At 75.4% G+C, this 20,146-nt stretch carries 17 protein-coding genes; 9 read left to right on the top strand and 8 right to left on the bottom strand.

Annotation, left to right across the window (positions count from 1 at the left end; translation table 11 throughout):
* Positions 1–269 precede the first annotated feature (269 nt).
* On the top strand, positions 270–2,684 hold the full coding sequence (locus ACFVGO_RS07165) for a hypothetical protein (protein ID WP_380631014.1): 2,415 nt from the start codon (positions 270–272) through the stop codon (positions 2,682–2,684).
* Positions 2,685–2,851: 167 nt separating this feature from the next.
* Here ACFVGO_RS07165 and ACFVGO_RS07160 read toward each other — a convergent pair whose 3' ends face one another.
* Positions 2,852–3,676, bottom strand: a complete 825-nt coding sequence (locus ACFVGO_RS07160; RefSeq protein ID WP_380631013.1) for a helical backbone metal receptor — start codon at positions 3,674–3,676, stop codon at positions 2,852–2,854.
* A gap of 247 nt (positions 3,677–3,923) precedes the next feature.
* On the opposite strand from ACFVGO_RS07160, the gene ACFVGO_RS07155 reads away from it, so the two are divergent.
* From ACFVGO_RS07155 to ACFVGO_RS07145, 3 genes are read left to right on the top strand one after another with little or no spacing between them, the layout of a single operon-like run.
* A complete protein-coding gene (locus ACFVGO_RS07155; RefSeq protein WP_380631012.1) occupies positions 3,924–5,060 on the top strand; it encodes an ABC transporter substrate-binding protein in 1,137 nt (378 codons plus the stop codon).
* Positions 5,061–5,063: 3 nt separating this feature from the next.
* A complete protein-coding gene (locus tag ACFVGO_RS07150) occupies positions 5,064–6,152 on the top strand; it encodes an iron ABC transporter permease (protein ID WP_359900379.1) in 1,089 nt (362 codons plus the stop codon).
* Positions 6,149–6,949: an ABC transporter ATP-binding protein gene (locus ACFVGO_RS07145; RefSeq protein WP_359900381.1), complete on the top strand. Its 801-nt coding sequence runs from the start codon at positions 6,149–6,151 to the stop codon at positions 6,947–6,949. Before ACFVGO_RS07150 ends, ACFVGO_RS07145 begins: the two co-directional genes overlap by 4 nt.
* An 18-nt stretch (positions 6,950–6,967) precedes the next feature.
* Here the strand turns inward: ACFVGO_RS07145 and ACFVGO_RS07140 are convergent, their stop codons facing one another.
* The 4 genes from ACFVGO_RS07140 to ACFVGO_RS07125 form a co-directional block, all read right to left on the bottom strand.
* The gene (locus ACFVGO_RS07140; protein WP_380631011.1) at positions 6,968–7,969 is read right to left on the bottom strand and encodes an L-tyrosine/L-tryptophan isonitrile synthase family protein; all 1,002 of its coding nucleotides are present in this window, start codon (positions 7,967–7,969) and stop codon (positions 6,968–6,970) included.
* Positions 7,970–8,122: 153 nt separating this feature from the next.
* The gene (locus ACFVGO_RS07135) at positions 8,123–9,496 is read right to left on the bottom strand and encodes a cytochrome P450 (RefSeq protein WP_380631010.1); all 1,374 of its coding nucleotides are present in this window, start codon (positions 9,494–9,496) and stop codon (positions 8,123–8,125) included.
* A gap of 108 nt (positions 9,497–9,604) precedes the next feature.
* Entirely contained in the window at positions 9,605–10,921 is a 1,317-nt protein-coding gene (locus tag ACFVGO_RS07130) for an MFS transporter (protein ID WP_380631009.1), read from the bottom strand.
* 351 nt (positions 10,922–11,272) lie between these two features.
* Entirely contained in the window at positions 11,273–11,836 is a 564-nt protein-coding gene (locus ACFVGO_RS07125; RefSeq protein ID WP_380348373.1) for a sigma-70 family RNA polymerase sigma factor, read from the bottom strand.
* 55 nt (positions 11,837–11,891) lie between these two features.
* Between ACFVGO_RS07125 and ACFVGO_RS07120 the strand changes: the two genes are divergently transcribed.
* A complete protein-coding gene (locus ACFVGO_RS07120) occupies positions 11,892–12,158 on the top strand; it encodes a zf-HC2 domain-containing protein (RefSeq protein ID WP_359900389.1) in 267 nt (88 codons plus the stop codon).
* A 311-nt stretch (positions 12,159–12,469) separates the two neighbouring features.
* On the opposite strand, the gene ACFVGO_RS07115 is transcribed toward ACFVGO_RS07120, so the two are convergent.
* Positions 12,470–13,405, bottom strand: a complete 936-nt coding sequence (locus ACFVGO_RS07115; RefSeq protein WP_380631008.1) for a hypothetical protein — start codon at positions 13,403–13,405, stop codon at positions 12,470–12,472.
* Between the two features lie 816 nt (positions 13,406–14,221).
* On the opposite strand from ACFVGO_RS07115, the gene ACFVGO_RS07110 reads away from it, so the two are divergent.
* Positions 14,222–15,409 carry a cytochrome P450 gene (locus ACFVGO_RS07110; RefSeq protein ID WP_380348458.1) on the top strand — a complete coding sequence of 396 codons (1,188 nt, stop codon included), beginning with the start codon at positions 14,222–14,224 and terminating at the stop codon, positions 15,407–15,409.
* A gap of 125 nt (positions 15,410–15,534) precedes the next feature.
* On the opposite strand, the gene ACFVGO_RS07105 is transcribed toward ACFVGO_RS07110, so the two are convergent.
* A complete protein-coding gene (locus ACFVGO_RS07105) occupies positions 15,535–16,242 on the bottom strand; it encodes an N-acyl homoserine lactonase family protein (protein ID WP_359900392.1) in 708 nt (235 codons plus the stop codon).
* Positions 16,243–16,300: 58 nt separating this feature from the next.
* A complete protein-coding gene (locus ACFVGO_RS07100) occupies positions 16,301–16,759 on the bottom strand; it encodes an Lrp/AsnC family transcriptional regulator (RefSeq protein ID WP_316524654.1) in 459 nt (152 codons plus the stop codon).
* 247 nt (positions 16,760–17,006) lie between these two features.
* On the opposite strand from ACFVGO_RS07100, the gene ACFVGO_RS07095 reads away from it, so the two are divergent.
* The 3 genes from ACFVGO_RS07095 to ACFVGO_RS07085 all read left to right on the top strand — a co-directional run bounded on the left by ACFVGO_RS07095 (position 17,007) and on the right by ACFVGO_RS07085 (position 19,972).
* Positions 17,007–17,636, top strand: a complete 630-nt coding sequence (locus ACFVGO_RS07095) for a LysE family translocator (protein WP_359900394.1) — start codon at positions 17,007–17,009, stop codon at positions 17,634–17,636.
* 214 nt (positions 17,637–17,850) lie between these two features.
* On the top strand, positions 17,851–19,236 hold the full coding sequence (locus ACFVGO_RS07090) for a CoA transferase (protein WP_380631007.1): 1,386 nt from the start codon (positions 17,851–17,853) through the stop codon (positions 19,234–19,236).
* Between the two features lie 46 nt (positions 19,237–19,282).
* Positions 19,283–19,972 (top strand): DUF6461 domain-containing protein, encoded by a 690-nt coding sequence (locus ACFVGO_RS07085; protein WP_359900398.1) that lies wholly within the window; start codon positions 19,283–19,285, stop codon positions 19,970–19,972.
* Positions 19,973–20,146: the final 174 nt, after the last annotated feature.

Genomic DNA, 20,146 nt, shown 5'->3' with positions numbered 1-20,146 from the left:
GTGAGCAGCGGAGACACCCGTCCGGACCAACGCCCGACCACCCGGGCGGACCGCCCGAGTGGCGGCCAGGCGGGCGGTATGGCACACGACACCCGCCCGTCGGGGCGGTGGGTGCGTGCAAGCCTCGAACGGGCACCCGTATTCTGGGCGTCCACAACCGGCAGCCCGCCCGCGCGCCCCCCAGCCCCGCCTCAGGGGCGACCCCGCGCAACCGGTCCGCCGCCCCCTCGCCGCCAGCCCCGCCGTCGTCGCCCAGAACCGGACCTCACATGACAGTGCTTCACTCGCGCAACGCCGACGCAGCCGACCCGGCGGACGTCGCCGACGCCGCAGACGTCAAGGACCCCCAGGACGCCGCCGCGGAGCCCGACCTCCGCGAGGACCTCGGCCGCTACGCCGAGCTCGGGGCCTTCACGCTCACCGCCGAGACCCACGCCTGGTACGCGGCCGTCGACACCGTCGCCACCCCCGAGGACGCTCGCGCCGCCTCCACGGCCCTCGCCGAACTGCGCGGCAGCGACCTCCAGCAGACGTGGGAGGCCGTCACCGCCCTCGCCGCCGACGTCAAGCTGGACGAGCCCGACACCGTCGCCAAGACCGTGCTGCTGGTCGAGATGCTCCAGCGGGTGCACCGCACCTCCACGGCCCTCTTCCCCGCCGCGTACGACGCCGACCTCGGCGCCCTCGCCGCAGCCACCGCCGACAGCACCTGGCGCCGCGAGAACGGCGTCAAGCTCTCCTGGCTGCGCGGCCGCTCGCTGCGCAAGCAGGCCGTCGCACTCGCCACCGATCGCCGCATCCGCCGGGAGGACCTGCACGAGGCCCTCACCTCCGCCGAGATCGAGCGCCGCGCCTGGGCCGCGCTCGCCCCGGCCGGCACCCTCCCGCGAGTGCCCGGCGACGGCGCCCTGGTCGACCGCACCGCCCAGGCCTTCGAGGCGATCAACACCGGCCTGCGCGGCCTCGCCCGCCTGCTGCCCGACCACGACCTGGACGGGCTGCCCTTCGCCGAGCTGATCGACCTGGTCGAGCGGCTCGCCGCCGACGAGGGCACCCTCTACCGCCTGCCCACCATCCGCGGCCTGCGGGTCGGCCTGGAGGAGGCCGGCCTCGCCGACCTGCTCGCCGAACTCGCCGCAGCCAAGGCCGACCGCCGCGCCGCCGAGGCCGCGTACACGGCCCGCCAGGCGCTGGTCGCCGGGCAGCGGGACGGGCTCGGGGAGAAGGCCATCGCCACGGGGGACGCGGCGATCGAGGAGCAGCCCGAGGCCGAGGACGCTGCCGAGGCGACGGACGAGGTCGCTCCCGAGGCCGCTGCTGAGGTCGACGGCGAGGCCGGTGCCGAGGAGGCTGTGGCCGAGAAGGCCGGGACCGAGGAGTCGGCGGACCTGGCTGACGCCGAGGCGGCTGCCCTGCAGGCGCTGGCCGGTGGGCAGCGGGACGGGCTGGGAGAGAAGGCCCCGGCTCCGGCGACCGCTCCGGCGGAGGAGGCCGACGAGGCCGCCACGGCGCCCGCGGCCGCTGAGGCAGAGGCCGAGGTCGAGGCCGAGGTCAAGCCTGAGGTCGAGACCGAGACCGCGACCGAGGTCAAGGCTGAGGCAGAGGCCGAGGTCGAGGCCGAGGTCGAGGCGGAGACGCCGTCGGACACGGGTGTCGTGGCCGAGGAGCCGGCGACGGAGCAGGCCGACGAGGAGGCCCAGGCCGCGGTGGTCACCCTCCCGGCGCCCTCCCCGGCGGCCGACGACCTGGTGGCGGCCGCGACCGCCGCCCTGGCCGAGGCCGTGGACGAGACCCCGGCGGAGACGGAACCGGAGGCCGACCCGGCCGCCGAGGTCGTTGAGGCCGTTGAGGTCGAGGAGCCCGCCGCCGAGGTCGTGGCCGAGGAGCCGGTCGCTGAGGTTGCGGCCGAGGCTGAGACCGTGGTCGAGGTCGCGCCGGTGGCCGAGACCGAGCCTGAGCCCGTCGTGACGGAGCCCGAGGTGACGGAGCCCGCCGTCGAGGAGCCGACCGCCGAGGTCATCGACGTCGTCGAGGCTGAGGCGAACGTGGTGGAGGAGCCCGCCGCCGAGACCGATGCGCCGGCGATCGAGACTGCCGAGAGTGCCGCCGAGGTCGCGGCCGAGGCTGAGGTCGAGGTCGAGCCGGTGGCTGTCGCGGTGGAGCCCACCGTCGACGAGCCGGCCGCGGAGGTGGACGAGCCTGCCGTTGAGGCCGAGGCCGAGGCCGAGGCCGAGACGGCTGAGGCCGTGGTCGCCGAGGCGGCTGCCGAGCCCGAGCCGGTCACCGAGCCCGAGCCCGCCGTTGAGGTCGCGGCCGAGCCCGAGGCTGTTGCCGTGGAGGCGGCGGAGCCGGTGGTCGAGGCCGAGGAGCCTGCCGTCGCGCCCGAGCCCGAGCCCGCCGTTGAGGTCGCGGCCGAGCCCGAGCCCGTCGCCGCTGCCGAAGCCCCCGCCGCCGAGCCGGAGGCCGACGTCCGTCCCGTGAAGCCGGACTTCACGCCCGGTCGCCCCGTGACCGCCTACTCCGCCGACGAGCTGCTCGCCGTCGTGCGGTGGGTGGACGGCGACGGCGTCGAGCGGACCGACGAGGAACTGCTGCGGGCGGCCATGAAGGAGCTGGGCTTCGCCCGCCTCGGTCCCCGGATCAAGGAGGCGCTGGGCGCCGCCGTCACCGCCGCGCGCGGCTGACGAAACAAGCCGGCAAGGCCACACTGCCGCAGGGCCCGGGACGCGAACACGCGTCCCGGGCCCTGTCACGTTCCGGGGCACCCGCCCTCAGCCGGCGCTTTCCTCCCGCCCTCGCTCGACCCTCGTAGCCCGGTGTCACCGGCGGCCGTCGGTGAGTGGCGGTCGTCCTACGAGGCGCCCGCTCCGCCGCCCGGACCGTACGGGTGGTCGAGGGCCTGCCGCAGCACGGCGGGGGTGGTCACCAGCGAGGGGCCGTACCAGGTCAGGTGCCGTCCGCTGACCAGCGCCGCCGGCGTGCCCGGGAACGCCTCCGGGCCGTCCTCGGCGGTGAAGCGGTACGGCTCGTCCGGCAGGACGACCAACTCGGGTCGGCAGGCGAGCAGTTCGGGCAGCGGAACGGCCGGGTAGCGCTCGGGGTGGTCGGCGTGGACGAGCCGCAGGCCCAGGCGGCGCAGCAGGTCCCCGGCGAAGGTGTCGCGGCCGAGGACCATCCACGGGCGGCGCCAGATCGGCACGACGGTCCGCGGGCCGTCGCCCAGCGCGGGAGTTCCGCCGCTCCCGACCGGGGCCCAGGCCGCCTCCGCCTCGTCCAGCCAGGGCGGCCTGGGCAGTCCGCAGGCGGTGGTCAGCAGCCGGTGCAGGGAGCTGAGGGCGTCGTCCAGGGTGCGGATGTCGGTGACCCAGACCGGGACGCCGGCCGCCCGCAGCGCGTCCAGGTCGGGGCGCCGGTTCTCCTCGTCGTTGGCGAGGACGACGTCCGGTGCGAGCGCGAGGATGCGCGGGACGTCCGGGTTCTTGGTGCCGCCGATCCGGGTGACGGACAGGTCGGCGGGGTGGCTGCACCAGTCGGTGGCGCCGACCAGCAGCCCGGGCGCGGTGGCGGCGACCGCCTCGGTCAGCGAGGGCACCAGCGAGACCACCCGGCGGGGCGGACGCGGCCCGAGCCGGACGGGGAGGTCGAGGTCGTCGCGCGGGACGGTGGGGGCGGCCATCCGGCCAGCCTACGTCCGGCTCCGGGGCGAGGGGGCGCGCCGACGACGACCGGTCGCGAATCGCGGGGAACCCATCGGCCCGGCCGCCCGACTACCTGGTCCGGGTCCGCAGTACGGGCCTTCGGCACGACCAGCCACGACCCACCCACGACCACCCACGACCACCCACGACAAGCACCGAGCACGGTCACCAGCGCGGTCACCAGCACCGTCACCGAGCACGGTCACCGACCAGGAGAGAGTTGTCATGCGCCCTCGCGTCGCCTGCGGAATCGCAGCCGCCGTCGCCCTGTTCGCCACGGCCTGCGGAAGCGGGACCGGGGGCGGGCCGAGCGCCTCCGTCACCGTCCGGGACGACCCGGGCGGTGGCTTCCCCGTCAAGGTCGCCGACTGCGCGGGCAAGGAGACCAGCATCGCCAAGGCGCCCGCCAGGATCGTCACCAGCAACGCCGCCGGCCTGGAGCTGATGCTCCAACTCGGCGCGGGCGAGCGGGTTATCGGCACCGGCTTCCCGCCCGGCAAGGGCACCCTGCCCGCCGCCGTCGCCGAGCAGGGCGCCAAGGTGCCGGTGCTCGGGGACAAGGGCATACCCAAGGAGAAGCTGCTCGGCTCCGGCGCCGACCTCTACGTGGACACCTTCGGCGCGATGCCGATGATGGGCGGTGGCGCCACCGGGCCGAGCGAGGAGGAGTACGCGGCGGCCGGCATCCAGCACGTGTACCTGCTCTCCACCGCCTGCGCCGGGACGCCGAAGGCCGCCAAGGCGCCGCGCACCGACCTCGCCGGGATCGAGGAGGACGTCCGCCGGCTGGGCGCCGTGACCGGCACCGCCGCGCGGGCGGAGGAACTGGTCGCCGGGATGGAGAAGCAGCTCGGCGAGGTCCGCACCGCGCTCGCCGCCGTGCCGGAGGGGCAGCGGCCGAGCTACTTCGTCTTCGACTTCGACGCCGGTACCAAGCAGCCGGTGGCGGTCTGCGGCCGGCAGGTCGCCAACGCCGTGATCACCCAGGCCGGGGCGCGCAACGTGTTCGCCGACTGCGACGCCGACTTCAAGCCCGGCTCCTGGGAGGACGTGGTCGCCAAGAACCCCGACTGGATCCAGCTGGCCGTGCGCAACCGGGGCAGCGAGGAGGCCACCCGCAAGGCCTTCGACGAGGCAGAGGCCTTCCTGAAGGGCTTCCCCGCGACCCAGGGCCTGAAGGCCGTCCAGGAGGGGCACTTCGTCCGGCTCGGCTCCGAGGTGACCACCATCGCGGGGGTGCGCAACGCCGAGGCCGTCCGGCAGATCGCCGCCACCGTCCACCCGGACCTCGTCAAGAGCCCGGACCCCGCGAAGAGCCCGGACCCCGCGAAGAGCCCCGACCCCGCTAAGAGCGGGCAGTAGCCGGTGACATCGGCCATCGCTCGCAACGAGCGCGGCGAAGCCCGCCCGGCCCGCACCCTGCGGGCCGGGCCGCTGGCCGCCGCCCTCGCCGTCGCCCTGGTGCTCGCGCTGACCGTCGCCGTCTCGCTCGGCTCGGTGGACGTCCCGCCCGGCGAGGTCTGGTCGGTGGTCGCCCGCCGGCTCACCGGCCGGGCCCCCGAACCCGGCACCCGCGACCTCATCGTCTGGCAACTGCGCGTCCCGCGCGCCCTGTTGGCGGCCGTGGTGGGCGCCGGACTCGGCCTGGTCGGCACCGCCGTGCAGGCCCTGGTCCGCAACCCGCTCGCCGACCCCTACCTGCTCGGCATTTCCTCCGGCGCCTCGCTGGGTGCGGTCGCCGCCATCGTCCTCGGCACCACCCTCGGGCTCCAGCTCTCCTTCGGCAGCGCGCTCGGCCTCACCGTCTCCCTGGCGGCGTTCGCCGGCGCGCTCGCCGCGTTCTCGCTGGTCTGGCTGATGGCCCGGCGCGGTGGCGGCTTCTCGCCGCTGCGGCTGGTCCTCGCGGGCATCGGCATCGCCCAGTTCCTCGGCGGCATCACCAGCTACCTGGTCCTGCAGACCCGCGACGAGCAGCAGACCAGGGGCGTGCTGTTCTGGCTGATGGGCAGCCTCGGCGGCGCCGTGTGGGCCCAACTCGCCGTCCCCGCCGTCGCCGTGGCGCTCGGACTGGCCCTGCTCCAGGCCCGCGCCCGGGGGCTCAACGCGATGCTGATGGGCGACGAGACGGCCGCCGGGCTCGGCGTGGACGTCACCCGGCTGCGCCGCGAGGTCTTCGTGGTCACCAGTGTGCTCACCGGGGTGCTGGTCGCCGTCTCCGGGGCGATCGGCTTCGTCGGGCTGATGGTGCCGCACGTGTGCCGGCTGCTGGTCGGCGGCGACCACCGGCGGCTGCTGCCGCTGTCCGCGCTCACCGGGGCGCTGCTGCTGGTCGTCGTCGACACGGTGGCCCGCACCGCCCTGGACGGCCAGGAACTGCCGATCGGCGTGGTCACCGCCGTCCTCGGCGCCCCCACCCTGCTCTACCTGCTGGATCGACGACTGGAGCGCAGTTGAGGATCGCCGTCGAGGACCTGAGCGTCGCCCTGGCCGGCCGGACGGTGCTGGCCGGGGCCAACCTGATCGCCGAGGAGGGGGAGATCGCCGGACTGGTCGGACCCAACGGCAGTGGCAAGTCCAGCCTGCTGCGCACCGTCTACCGGCACCTGCGGCCCAGCGCCGGCCGGGTGCTGCTGGCCGGGCGGGACCTCGCGGAGCTGCGGCCCGCGCAGTCCGCCCGGCACATCGGGGCACTGCCCCAGGAGCGCGGCGGGGACTTCGAGTTGAGCGTCCGCGAGGTGGTCGCGATGGGCCGCACCCCGTACAAGCGGGCCTTCGCGGCCGACGACGCCGAGGACCACCGGATCACCTCCGAGGCGCTGACCAGGGTCGGCATGGCCGAGGCCGTCGACCGACGGTTCGCCCAGCTCTCCGGCGGTGAACGGCAACGGGTGCTGCTGGCCCGGGCGCTCGCCCAGCAGCCGGACGTCCTGGTGCTGGACGAGCCGACCAACCATCTGGACGTCCGGCACCAGGTGGAGCTGCTCGCCCTGCTCCGGGAGCAGCGCCGCACCACCCTGGTCGCCCTGCACGACCTCAACGCCGCCGCCTCGGTCTGCGACCGGCTGCACGTCCTGCACGGCGGCGCCCTGGTGGCCTCCGGGACACCGCGCGAGGTGCTGACCGCCGAGCTGCTGGCCGAGGTCTTCGGCGTACGGGCGGCAGTGGTCGAACACCCCCTCACCGGCGATCCGTTGATCGCCTTCGACCACCGGTCCCCGGCAGCGGCGCAGGCGGCCGTGCCGGGGCGGTAGCCCGTACCGGCGCTCCTGCTAGTGGCACTCGTAGTGGCTCGGCCGACCGTCCCGCAGGACCAGCCGGCCGAGCCGCGCGGCCTCCGCGCTGCGCAGCAACTCGCGCTCGCCGCCGGCGCGGTGGAGCACAGCGGAGTGCCAGGGCGTGATCCAGGCGTCGGCCGCCGCCAGCAGCCGGATGCCGAACTTGGACGCCCCGGCCGGCTGCGGGTGGATGGAGAGCCGGACGGCGCGCGGATGGTGCTCGGCGATCAACTCGCCCCAGGCGCGGCTGCGCTGGATCACGCCGTAGGCGCGGCGGCGGCACTCCCGCTGGAGGGCGGAGCGGGTGCCGGTGAAGCCGACGGTGTCCTCGGTGAGGAAGCGGGTGATGCCCCGGTAGAGCCGCAGGGTCTCCTCCTCGGTCAGCACCTGTTCGCGCAACTCCTCGACGCTCGGCGCGTACCGGGCGTGCACCCGGGCGCGCTTCTCGTCGTACGGGAGGTCGCCGAGGACGGCCCGCAGGTCGAAGGTGTCGAGGCGGGTCAGGCCATCGCGGGCGATCATGGCGGTCAGGGCGTCCGAGTAGGCGTCTATGTGGTCGTCCGGGACGTCGATCAGGTCGCCGAAGATGTGCCCGTCCGAGCAGATCAGGATCCGGGCGCCGGGCGCGTACAGACGGCCGATCTCGGCGCACAGCCCGTCGAGGAAGGTCAGTGACAGCCGTTCGCCCTCGTCCGGCAGGTGGCCGAGCACCTTCGCGGGGTTCGGCGACTTGCAGGGGAAGCCGGGCAGGGTCAGGACGATCGGTTCGCCGGCGGTGATGAAGTCCGCCAACTGGGCCAGCTGGAGCGGGAAGTGCTCCGGGCGGGCGTCGAGCTCCGGGTCCGCGGCCCGGCGGTGCGGCAGCAGCAGGCCGAGGACGCGGGCGGCGAGCCGCTCGGCCGCGGGGCGGTCCGAGGGGCGGTCCGCGGGGTCGGTGGCGGTGGAGACGGCGGTGACAGGGGTGATGGCGGCAGGGGCGGTGCCGACGGGCGGCATGGGGGTCCTCCACGGAAGGTGGTGCGGTGCGGCTTCGGGTGTCAGGTGTCGGGCTCCGGGCGGTCGGAGCCGGGGTGTGTGATCGGGGGTGCGTGATCGGGGGGCGTGTGATCGGGGGTGCGATGTGCCCCGGGGGTGCGAGGCGCCCGGGGGTCAGCGGCGCTGGTCGTAGGCGACCGGCAGCCGGTTCACTCCGCGCGCCAGGACGGCGGGAACCCAGGCCAGGTCCGCCAGACCGTCGCCGGGCGCCTCGGCCGGGCGCAGGCCGGGCAGCCGGGTGAGCAGGGTGGCGAGGGCGACCTGGAGCTCGGCCCGGGCGAGTGCGGCGCCGGGGCAGTAGTGGATGCCGTGGCCGAAGGCCAGGTGGGCGTTGGGGGTGCGGTCCAGGTCGAGGCGGTCGGGATCGGGGAACTGCTCGCCGTCGCGGTTGGCGGCGCAGAGCGAGACGATCACGGAGTCGCCGGCCGGGACGACGGTGCCGAACAGGTCGCTGTCCTCGGCGAAGAACCGCCAGGTGGTGAGCTCGAACGCGGCGTCGTGGCGCAGCAGTTCCTCCACCGCCCGGGCGAGTCGGTCGGGCTCGTCGACGCCCTCGCGCAGCCGGGCGAGCTGCTCGGGGCGGCGCAGCAGGGTGACCAGCATGGTGGTGATCTGGTTGGTGACCGGCTCCTGCCCGGCGACCAGCAGCTGGAAGACCATCGAGTCGAGCTCCGCGCGGCTCAACTCGCCCGCGTCATGGGCGTGGACGAGCCGGCCCAGCAGGTCCTCCCGGGCCACCCAGCCGGGCTCCCGACAGTCGACGCGCTTGCGGGCGACGACATCGGCGATGTACGTCTGGAGGCCGCGCAGCCGTGCCTCGTACGCCGGTCGGCCGGGGTCCTGCGGGCCGACCGGCTGGACCACCTTGCCCCAGTCCCGGTCGAAGCGCTCGGCCAACTCAGGCGGCAGGCCGATGACTTCGGCGAGCACCCGGAAGGGGTAGTGGGCCGCGAAGCCCGCCACCAGGTCCGCGCCGCCGGACTGCGGCAGTTCGTCCACCAGCGCGTCGGCCAGCTCCTGGAACCGGGGGCGAAGCGACTCCACCCGGCGCGGGGCGAAGGCGTCGAGCACGAGCCGGCGCATCGAGGTGTGCTTGGGCGGGTCCTGGTGGAGCAGATGGACCTGGAGCTGCGAGTGCTGCGGCTCGGGCATGATCGACGCGAGGCGGCGCCAATTGTCGTTGCCCAGGGTGTGGTTCTTGCCAAGGCGGGGGTCGTTGAGGGCCGCGTGGGCGGCCCGGTGGCCGGTGACCAGCCAGGCGTGGATGCCGCTCGGGAACTCCACCCGGTGCACCGGCCCGGCCTCGCGCATCCGTCGGTAGAGCGGGTACGGGTCGCGCTTGTACGCCGGGCCGTACAGCGGGACGGGGGAGGGGAGCCGGTCGTACCCGTACGGGCAGCGCGGGGCTTCGTCGTCGGCGGTGGCGGCCGGGGCGGTGGCCGTGTCGGTGATCGAGTCGGTAATCGAGGCGGGGCTCGTGTCGGTCATCTGGGGGGTCCTTCGATGCGGGGCGATGCGGGCCGATGCGGTGTGTTGGGGCGTGTTGTGGATGCGGGGCGGAGCGGGGGCCGATGCGGGGCGGGCGGTGCGGGGTGCTCAGGCCTCGGGGCGGCGGTGCGGGGCGAGCAGGGCGACGGCGGTGGCCGCGACCATGGCGGCCAGGGCGATCCCGGCGCGCGTCCCGGTGGTGTCGTGGGGCGCGGCGAGCGCGGCGGCGGTGCCGAGGGCCGGGCCGAGCGCGAAGCCGAGGCTGCGGGCGAGTTGGACGGCGGAGCCGGCGGTGGCGAGCTTCCCGGGCGGGGAGGCGGACATCACCAGGGCCTGGGTGGGGCCGCCGTTGAGGCCCATCCCGGCGCCGGCGAGGGCGAGTCGCGCGGCGATGTCGAGGGCGGACCAGCTCGGGTCCAGCGGGGCGAGCAGGGCCAGGCCGAGGGCGGTGACGGCGGCACCGGTGAGCGCGGTCGGGCGGGCGCCCCAGCGGTCGGCCAGCCGGCCGCCGACCCGGCCGGCCAGCACCATGCCGAGCGGGAACGCCAGCATGGTGAGTGCGGTGGCGGTGGCGCTCTCGCCCCGGGGTCCGCGCAGGTGCTGGGCGAGCAGGTAGTGGCAGGCCGCGAATCCGGCGGCGAGGGCCAGCACCGAGGCGTTGGCGCCGGCGGTCCCGGCGGCCCGAAGTACCTCGGCCACCGGCCGGCCGCCCGGGCGGCGAAGCCAGAGCAGCACCAGCGGTACGGCGGGCAGGGCGAGCAGCAGCCACAGCGGCGTCCGCGGGGCCAGGGTGAGCCCGAGCAGGGTGGCGGCCACGGCGGCGCCGATCAGCGCGGCGTCGCCTAGCGAGGACCGGTCGGGCGGTCGCAGCCCGCCGCGGCGCGGGGCGTGGCGCCGCACGATCAGGACGGCGGCCAGGCAGACCGGCAGCTTGACGAGGAAGATCGCCCGCCAGCCCAGGTGGTCGAGCAGCAGCCCGCCGAGCACCGGCCCGGTGACGGCGCCGAGCGGACCGAGCGTCGCGGGCACGCTCATCGCCCGGCCGCGCAGCTCGGGCCGGACGGAGGTGGCGGCGAGCACCGGCATCAGGACGAAGAGCACGGCCCCGAAGGCGCCCTGGAACAGCCGTGCCGTGATCAGCCACCCGGCCCACGGGGCGCAGGCCGCCAGCACGCTGCACAGGGCGAAGCAGCCGACGGCGAGCAGCAGGGCCGAGCGGGTGCCGACCTGGTCCAGCCATCGTCCGGCGGGCAACAGCAGGGCGACGAGCGGAAGTTGGTACCCGAGGGCGGCCCACTGGGCGACCCCGGGGGAGACGTGCAGACCGGCCGAGATGTCGGTGAGCGCGAGGTTGACCACGTTCATGTCGAGCATCGCGACGAAGGACAGCAGGCCGGCGGCCACCACCAGGCTCCAGCGGTCCACCGGCTCGTGCTGATGGTTCGTCAGATTTTGGGTGGTCGGGGGTGGTTGCACTGTCATGAAGTCCCTCCGTCTCCCGTGCTGCCGGACCGGACGCCGCCTCGGCGGCGGGGTCCGGTACAGCAGTCGGTGGCGCAGGGGCTCCGGTTCCGAACACCTGGGGGATTTCTTGCGGAGGTGCGGCGCAGGTGACAACTTTCAGCGAACAGATGACAGATTTCGAAATCTGTCATCTGTTCGCTGTCATCTGTCCGCTGTCGGTTGTTCGCCGTCGGCTGTCGATCGTTCGCCGCTCGCTCGCTCGCTCGCCCGCCCGCCCGCCCGCCCGCCGACGGCCCGTCGTCCTCCCGCCGCTCAGCAGGCGGTCGCGAGCTCCCCGGCCTCGGCGGCGCGCAGGCGGGCCACCAGTTCCTCCCGGGCGCGGGCGACTCGCGAACGGACCGTTCCGACGGGGCAGCCGGCGACCTCGGCCGCCTCGGCATAGCTCAGGCCGACCACCTGCGTCAGCACGAAGGCCTCCCGCCGCTGGGCGGGCACCCGGTCGAGCAGATCGCCGAGCGCGATGCCGTCCTCGAACCCGGCCGTCGGTGTGCCACCCTGCCGCTCCGCCGCCTCCTGCCAGTCCGGAAGTGCCGCGCAGCGGGGCCGGGCGGCGGCCATCCGGTACCGGTCGATCACCGTGCGCCGGGCGATCGACAGCAGCCAGGTCCGGGCCGAGGAGCGCCCCGCGAACGCGGGCAGGCCGCGCAGGGCGCGCAGGAACGTCTCCTGGGCGAGGTCGTCGGCGGACTGCACGTCGGTCAGGTGGGCGACGAAGCGCCAGACGTCCCGCTGGGTCGCCCGGACGAAGGCCTCGACGTCGGCCGCCCGTCCGGAGCGGGCGGTCAGTGCCAGCGCGGTGAGCTGATCGTCATCCACGGTGGCCCCCCACCCGGCCGGTCCCGGCATCACGGCCGTGCGGGACGATGGTCATATGAGATGCGTGCAGTTTCGGACAGCTTTGTCCGCCCGGCTCGACGGCGAACCGAGCGGCCTGCCGGAGGTGCGGCTGGACAAGCACGTCGCGCGCTGCCACGGCTGCCGGGAGTGGCTGGCCCGGGCCGAACAGCTGCGCGCTCGGGTTCGGGCGGGCGCTGCCGACGGGCCCTCGCCCGAGTGGTCGGCCCGGCTGCTGGCCGGCCTCGGCGAGGACCGGCCGGGAGATCGTGCTCCGAACGGTCCGCAGGCCGTCGAGCGGTAGGCGCGGCCAGGGCGCCCGGAGGGGCGGGAACGGCAGGACGGGGGCGCCGGCCGGAGCCGGTGCGCCGTCGAAGTGAGGCATGGGAAGGTCCCGAGGGGAAGGCGGGGACGGCACCGCGCAGCGCGGCACCGTCGGCGTCCGGGGGCAGCCGCGCGGCACGCCGGCCCTGAGGGGGCGCGGCGGCGGACGCGGGCCCGCGCCCTGGCGGCACGACGGCGCAAGGGCTTGGCCGTACGGCAGGGCGACCTGCCCGTCGCGAGAGTCCCGACGGCCGGGAGGCGGCCGGGGTGAGAAGGGGTGCGGCGGGCGCGTCAGCAGGCGAGGGCGAACGCCGGCGGCCCACGCCGGACCACGGCATGCGTGAGCAGCACCGACCGGGGCGGCCGGGCCCGGTCGTCGACCGGGCGGGGCGGCGCCGGGGCCCGGTGGCCGAAGGGGCGCGCGAACAGTGCCAGCAGCGGGAGCAGCAGGGCCCCCGCGACCACCGCGCCGAGCGCGCCGAGCAGCTCGAAGAGCCGGACCAGTGCCGCGTCGCCGCGCCAGAGCAGGAGCGCACACGCCAGCGCGGCGAGCACGTGGGCGGCGGTCATCCCCGGCGACATGCCGTGGGACATCCCGTGCGCCATGTCGTGCGCCGGTCCCTGCGTCGAACCGCCGACCAGAACCTGCGCCGCGTCGTACGACCCGTCACCGTGGAACGTTCCGTCCGGCATCGTGTGCGGCCCTGCGGGCATGCCGGTCGTGCCTGCCATCCCGGTCGTCCTGGACAGGTCGGGGTGCACGGCCGTCGGGCCCGGCGCCCCGTGGTGCGTTCCCGCCGTCGGCCGCAGGCTGCCGGTGAGCGGCGGGACGTCCGGGTCGATGCCGGCCATCCGTGCCAGCTCGACCGGGGAGAGCCCGCCGGGCGCCCGGTCCGGGTTGCAGAGCAGGAGGGCGGCCCAGTCCGTGGCGGCGAGTCGGTCGAGGCCGCCGCCCCCTCGGGAAAGCGCCCCGGCCTGTTCGAACAGCTGGTGCAGCGCGGTCTGCGCCACGACCATCCAGAGGCTGATCACCCCGAGTCCGCGCCGCTTTCCGGCGAGCAGCCAGGTCAGCCCGAGGACCGCCCCGAACCCACCGGTCAGCACCCTCGGCGAGACCCCGGGCCCGGCCATGGCGACGTGCGCGGTGGCGGCCATCGCTACGCACAGCGCGGCGAAGACCACGGCGCGCAGCAGGCGGATCCGGTCGGTCATCACGATGGCACTCATCGTCGCACCCGCCCTGCCCGGCCCGTACCGCACCCTCCGGTCATGGCCGGTTCTGTGCCGTGAGACCATGCCCGGCCGCCCGCCCCGCGGCCCGCCGGACCGCCGCCCGGACCGCCGCCCAACCCGGCCCATCGGCCCGGCGCGCCGGACCGAGCCATCACTCGTACGACCATCGGGGCGGTTTGACAGCGCGCATTCCATACTCACTTAATGTGCAGCACCCAGTACGGTGCGTATCGGGACGACGTCGTTCAGAAGCAGGGAGGTCCGGCCTTGGAGACCCCGACGGATACCTCGGCGCCCATTGCCGACAGTGCCGAGTCCGCTGCCCCCACGGAGCCGACCGTCCCGCAGCAGGCGACGGCCCCGAGAGGGGCGGCGCCGACCGAGGCGGCTCCGGCCGAAGCCGAGGAACCCGCCGAGCCGACCGAAGCCGCCGAGCCGGCCGCAACCGCCGAACCTGCCGAATCCGCCGCACCCGCCGAGACGACCGAGTCTGCCGAGCGCGTTGAGCCAGCCGAACCTGCCGAGCGCGCCGAGGCCGCCGAGCAGAACGAGGCCGCCGAACCGGCCGAAGCCGCCGAGCAGCCCGAGGCCGCTGCCCCCGGCGAACCCGCCGACCCCGCCGACCCCGCCGAGCGGACCGACTCGCCGGAGGCCGCCGACTCCGCCGACTCCGCCGACACGTCCGCCCCCGCCGACTCGGCCGAGCCCTCCACTCCGCCCGGCTCCGCGGACGCGGCCGAGCCCCCGGCCCAGCCCGAGGCTGTTGCCGCGCCCGGGTCCACAGATCTCGCCGACGCCCGCTTCTGGCAGTTGCCGGCCCCCGCCCGTGCCGCCGCCTTCGCCGAGCTGCGCAGCCGCCCCGCCCCGGTGTTCTTCGGCGACCGCGCCTCCGGCCGGGGCTTCCACGCCCTGGTCCGCCACGCCGACGTGGTCGAGGCCAGCCGCACCCCCGCCGTCTTCCTCAGCGGTCCCGGCGTGACCACCCCCGTCCCGGCGCGCTGGGTCCGGCTGCTGTTCGGAGACTCGATGGTCAACCTGGACGATCCCCGTCACGCCCAGCTGCGCCGGATCGTCTCGCGGGCGTTCACCCCGCGGCTGCTCGACCGGGTCGAGGAGGACGTCCGGCGGATCAGCACCGAGCTGGTCGACCGGATCGAGCGGGAGCGGCCGGAGGACTTCGTGACCGCGGTCGCCGCCGAGCTCCCGTTCCAGGTGATCTGCACCATGATGGGCATCCCGGAGAGGTCGCGCCGCACCATCCTCGACCTGGTCAACCGCACCTCCGAGGACATCGGGGTGGCCCGACCGCTGCGCCGCCGCCTGCGGGTGCCCGGGCGCGGGCTGCGGGCGCTCGCCCGGATGCAGGGCATCGTCGCCGGGATCGGCCGCAGGCGCCGCCGCCGGCCGGAGGAGGACCTGATCTCCGCGCTGGTCACCGCCGACGTGGACGGCCGTCGGCTCACCGGACGCGAGCTCGGCGCCTTCTTCAGCCTGCTGCTGGTCGCCGGGGTCGAGACCACCCGCAACGCGCTGGCCCACGGCCTGCACCTGCTGACCGTCCATCCCGAGCAGCGCGCCCTGCTGCTCGCCGACCTCGACGGGCTGCTCGGCGGCGCGGTGGACGAGATGGTCCGCCACTCCACGCCGATCATCCAGTTCAACCGGACCCTCGCCGTCGACCACGAACTGGGCGGATCCGGTGGGCCGCTGCTGCGCGCGGGCGAGAAGGTCGCGCTGTTCTACGGCTCGGCCAACCGCGACGAGGAGGTCTTCCCCGACCCGGACGCCTTCGACATCACGCGCACGCCCAACCCCCACCTCGGCTTCGGCGGCGGCGGTCCGCACTACTGCCTCGGCGCGCACCTGGCCCGGCAGGAGATGACGGCGCTGTTCCGCGAGCTGTTCACCCGCCTGCCCGAGGTGCGGTCGGTCGGCGAGCCGCAGCTCGTGCCGTCCAGCTTCGACCACCGGGTCCGCTCGCTGCGCTTCACCTTCTGAGCCCCGGGCGACCCCGACCCGTCCGTCAGGTCGGCCTGGACCTCCAGGCCGACCTGGACCTTCGGCTCGACCCGAATCCTCCGATCGATCCGACCCCCTGGGGCGGCCGGCGCTCCCGCACCCGGCTAGTCGGTCGCCTCCCAGACCGCGTGGTCGTGCGCGAACAGCACGCGGTGCGGCTCGTGCTCCGCCATCCGGTCGAGCCAGGCCCGGTACCCGGGCAGCGGTGCGGCCAGGCCCTCGCGCGCCGCCCGCCGGGCGAGCACCGCCTGCCCGTACTGGGAGGCGAAGTCGTACGCCTGCCCGGCCAGCAGGACCGGGCCGCCGCCCGGGCGGTCGATCAGCAGTGACTGGTGGCCCCCGGTGTGGCCGGGTGTGGGCAGCACCCGCACGCCCGGCCAGACCTCGGCCTCGCCGCCGAGCTCGCGGTACTCGGCGCCGGGGAAGTCGACCAGCGCGTCGATGGTGTACCCGCCGCGCCGGGCGGTGGCCAGCTCCTCCGCCTGGACCAGGACGGGGGTGCCGGCGAACAGCGGGTTGCCGCCGCAGTGGTCGAAGTGCAGGTGGCAGTTGACCACCAGGTCGATGTCGCCGACGGCGACCCCGGCCGCGGCGAGCGCCTCCGGCAGCGGGCGGCGGACCGGGCGGTAGTGCGCCTCGGTCTCCGGCTCGCCGCCACCGATCCCGGTGTCGAACAGCAGCAGCCCCTCCGGACGCCGGACCAGGTACGCGAGCACCGGCTCCACGCGCGGCTCCGGGCCGCCCGCCTCGGCGGCCGGCCGGACGAAGTACCCCAGGTCGAGACGGCGGATCACGCGCAATTCAGCCCCCATGTCGCGGTGCGTCGCTCTGCCCCGTACGGACGGTCGCACGGGCCCCCCGGTTCGCACCCTACCCGCCGACCGGCAGCCCCCGGTCGGCCTTCACCTGCTTCATCGTCAGGTGCGAGTTGACCTGCGCGATGCCCGGCAGGCCGGAGAGCACGTCGGTGATGAAGCGCTCGTACGCGGCGATGTCGGCCACGGCGATCCGCAGCAGGTAGTCGGGCTCGCCGAACAGCCGGTGCGCCTCCACCACCTCCGGCAGTTCGGCCACCCGGCGTTCGAACTCGGCGACCGTCACCTGGTCCTCGTGACGCATGGTGATCGTCACGAAGGGCTGGAATCCGCGCCCGACCGCCGCGCCGTCCAGCACCGCCCGGTAGCCGCGGATCACGCCGTCCTGCTCCAGTTGGCGCACTCTGCGCAGGCAGGGGGAGGGGGTGAGGTCCACCCGGGAGGCCAGCTCGGTGTTGGTCAGGCGCCCGTCCTGCTGGAGCTCGCGGAGGATTCTGCGGTCGATTCGGTCCATGGCGCAACATTCTGCCAAAACGCGGCTCCGACCAGCGGGAAGTCGCCATCGCGTGCCAGCCCCGTCCGGCTACCTTCAGTGACCGCACCGGCCGCCGGGCCTTCCCGGCCCACTTCCGGCGCACTCCGGCCGACCGCCGGGAGGCCTCCGGTCGATCGCCGGAACAACCCCGGCCGATCGCCGGGGCACCTCCCGGCCGACCCACCGGGCCCACACCGCGACGAGCACGACAGGCCACGCCACGCCCATGGACACCCACGCCCTCCTCCTCTTCCTCGGAGTCGACCTGCTGCTGGTCTGCACCCCGGGCCCCGACTGGCTCTACATCGCCGCCCGAGGCCTCGGCCAGGGACGCCGCGCCGCGCTGATCGCGGTCGGCGGGGTCTGCGCCGGGTACGCCGTCCACACCCTGCTCTCCAGCGCCGGCCTGGCCGCCGCGCTGCGCGCCGTCCCGGCCGCCCTGCCGGTGCTGCGCCTCACCGGCGCCGCCTACCTGCTGGTGCTGGCCGTCATGATGCTGCTGGCGCTGCGCAAGGGCGGGGGCGCCGCCGCCCTGGCCGCGCCCAAGCCGCAGCCCACCGCGACGGTGCTGCGCCAGAGCATGCTGACCGCGCTGCTCAACCCCAAGGGCCTGCTGCTCTACCTCTCCCTGGTGCCGCAGTTCGTCGATCCGGGCGCCGCACTGCCGGTCGGCGGGCAGGTGCTCGCGCTCGGCTCGCTCAACGTGCTGGCCTGCGCGGTGGTGTACGGGCTGGTCGCGCACGCCAGTGGACGGCTCGGCGGCCGGTTCGGCGGCACCCCGCAGGCGGCCCGCCGGATGACCGTGGTCTCGGCGGTCCTGCTGATGTTGGTGGCGGGCGTCACGGCGACCGCCTGAAAACCGGAGCACAATGCGGGGCATGACCGATCGTCCGCTGCCAACAGGAACCACCGGACCCACTGGAACCATGGGATCCACCAGACCCACGGAACCCACAGGGCCCACGGAACCCACGGAACCCACGGGAACCACCGGAACCCCCGGTGCCGTCGACGGCCCCACGGCCCATGCCTGGGAGGCTCTCGGCGGACCGCCCGAACTGCTGGAACGGGTGACCTTCCACGGGCCGGACGACGTCCTGCCCTCCGGTCTGCCGGTGCGCCGGCTCGCCCGTGCGACCGTGGCGGTCTGCTCGCTGGCCGCCGCCGAGCTCGCCGCCCACCGCGGCGGCGCGGCGGTCCCGGTCGCCCCGGCGGTCCCGGCCGTCCCCGCGGTCCGGGTCGACCAGGGCGCGGTCGCCACCGCCTTCGTCAGCGAGCGGCATCTGACGGTCGACGGCCGTACGCCCGTCACCTTCGCCCCGCATTCCGGCTTCTGGCGCACCGCCGACGGCTGGGTGCGCACCCACGCCAACTACCCGCACCACCGCACCCGGCTGCTCTCCGCGCTCGGCCTCGCCGCCGATGCCGGGCCCGAGCAGCTCGCCGAGACGCTCGGTGGACTGCCGGCCGAGCGGATCCAGGAGCGCGCGTACGAGGCGGGAGCGCTCGCGGTTGCCGTCGCGCCGGTGAGCCCGGCCGTGCACCCCCTCGTGGAGCACGGGGACATCGGTGCCGCCGCCAGGACCGCGCCGGTCCGTCCGCTCGGCGAGGCCCCCGTGGACCGGCCCGCCGCCGGGGTCCGGGTCCTCGACCTCACCCGGGTGATCGCCGGGCCGGTCGCCACCCGCACCCTCGCCCTGCTCGGTGCCGACGTCCTGCGCGTCGACTCGCCCCGCCTGCCGGAGGTCGACGACGCCCACGCCGACACCGGCTTCGGCAAGCGCTCAACCAGGCTCGACCTCGCCGTGCCGGCCGACCGTGAGGTCTTCGAGGAGCTGCTCGCCACCGCCGACGTCGTCGTCACGGCCTACCGCCCCGGCGCCCTGGACGCCCACGGCCTCGGCCCCGACGCGCTGTTCGCCCGCCGCCCGGACCTGATCCTTGTCCAGCTCTGCGCCTGGGGCTGGACCGGCCCCTGGGCCGGACGGCGCGGCTTCGACAGCCTGGTCCAGGCGGGCGTCGGCATCGCCGCCCACGAGTCCGCCACCGCCGCCTCGGACTCAGCATCCGGCTCCGGCTCCGGCTCCGGGCACGAGGCCACCCCCGGCAGCCGTCCCGGCGTGCTGCCCGCCCAGGCCCTCGACCACGGCACCGGCTACCTCATCGCCGCCGCCGTCCTGCGCGCCCTCACCGACCAGCGCACCCGCCGCCCCGGCGGCCGCCACCTGCGCTTCTCCCTCGCCGGCACGGCCTCCTGGCTGCTGCACGGCATCGAACCGGAAACCCCGCAGGGGGCCTCGCCCGAGCCGTACGACCCCTCCCGGTGGCTGGTCGAGACCGACTCCGCGTACGGGCGGCTGCGCCACGCCCTGCCGCCGATCGGGTACGAGGGGGCGCCCGCCGACTGGTCGCGCCCGCCGGGGCGCTGGGGGACGGACGAACCGGTCTGGCTCTGACGGCCCCGGGCGAGCGCTGTCCGAGGCGTCTGACAGCATCGCCGTCATGACCGCACACGCCACCGACTACACCTGGTTCGAGGACCGCTACCCCGACCTGGGCGAGGCCTACTGCCTCACCCAGGTCCAGGGCCTCGCGGCCGACGAGCTGCTGCGCCGCTTCGACGCGCTGCCGGCGAGCGACGCCGTCGGCCTGACGGCGGTTATGGCCCGCTGGGACGCCTACCAGGACGGAGCGGACGAGGACGACGACGAGGACGAGGACGAGGAGTACGAGGAAGGGGCCGGCGGGGACGAGGGGGACGGGGCGCTGTTCGACCCTGCCGAGGACCGGCTGCTCGTCGCGGTCACCGAACTCGACGGCTGGGCCCTCGCGATCGAGCCGAACGGCTACCTCGGCACCCTGGACACGGTGATCCCGCGGCTCGGCGAGGGCACCCGGCTGGTCTCGCACTTCCGCAACGTCAACGCCGTGGACCACTTCCACTGGTGGGAACACGGCGTCCGGCGACTGCACTTCGAGCCGCTCTTCCCCGGCCAGCGGGACGGCTCGGACGCCGAAGCCCGCGGCATCCCCGAGTTGCTGACCGCCTGTGGTTTCGACCTGGAGACGGAGGAGTACGCGCAGCACACCGAGGCCGCGTTCGCACTCGCCGAGCGGCTGACCGACGTCCGGCTCACCCCGGAGCGACTGGACGCCGCCACCTTCCGGATCGGCTACGCCCCGCGCCCGTGACGCCTCGCGCCCGCGACACCCCGTGCCCATGACGGGCCCCGCCCGTGCCGCGCCCGTGCCGCGCCCGCGCCCCCGCCCAGCCGTGGGGGGGGGGCTCCAGGGGGGGCGGAACTAAAGGAACGGAAGGGGGGGTGGAAACACAGAGGGGGGTCGTTTCCCGGACTCGTGACTAGG

It is taken from the genome of Kitasatospora sp. NPDC057738 (genome assembly GCF_042798815.1).
GTDB classification, from domain to species: domain Bacteria; phylum Actinomycetota; class Actinomycetes; order Streptomycetales; family Streptomycetaceae; genus Kitasatospora; species Kitasatospora lactacystinica.
Note: the sequence above shows the minus strand (reverse complement) of the source record. Positions and strands in the feature narration are given on the sequence as shown.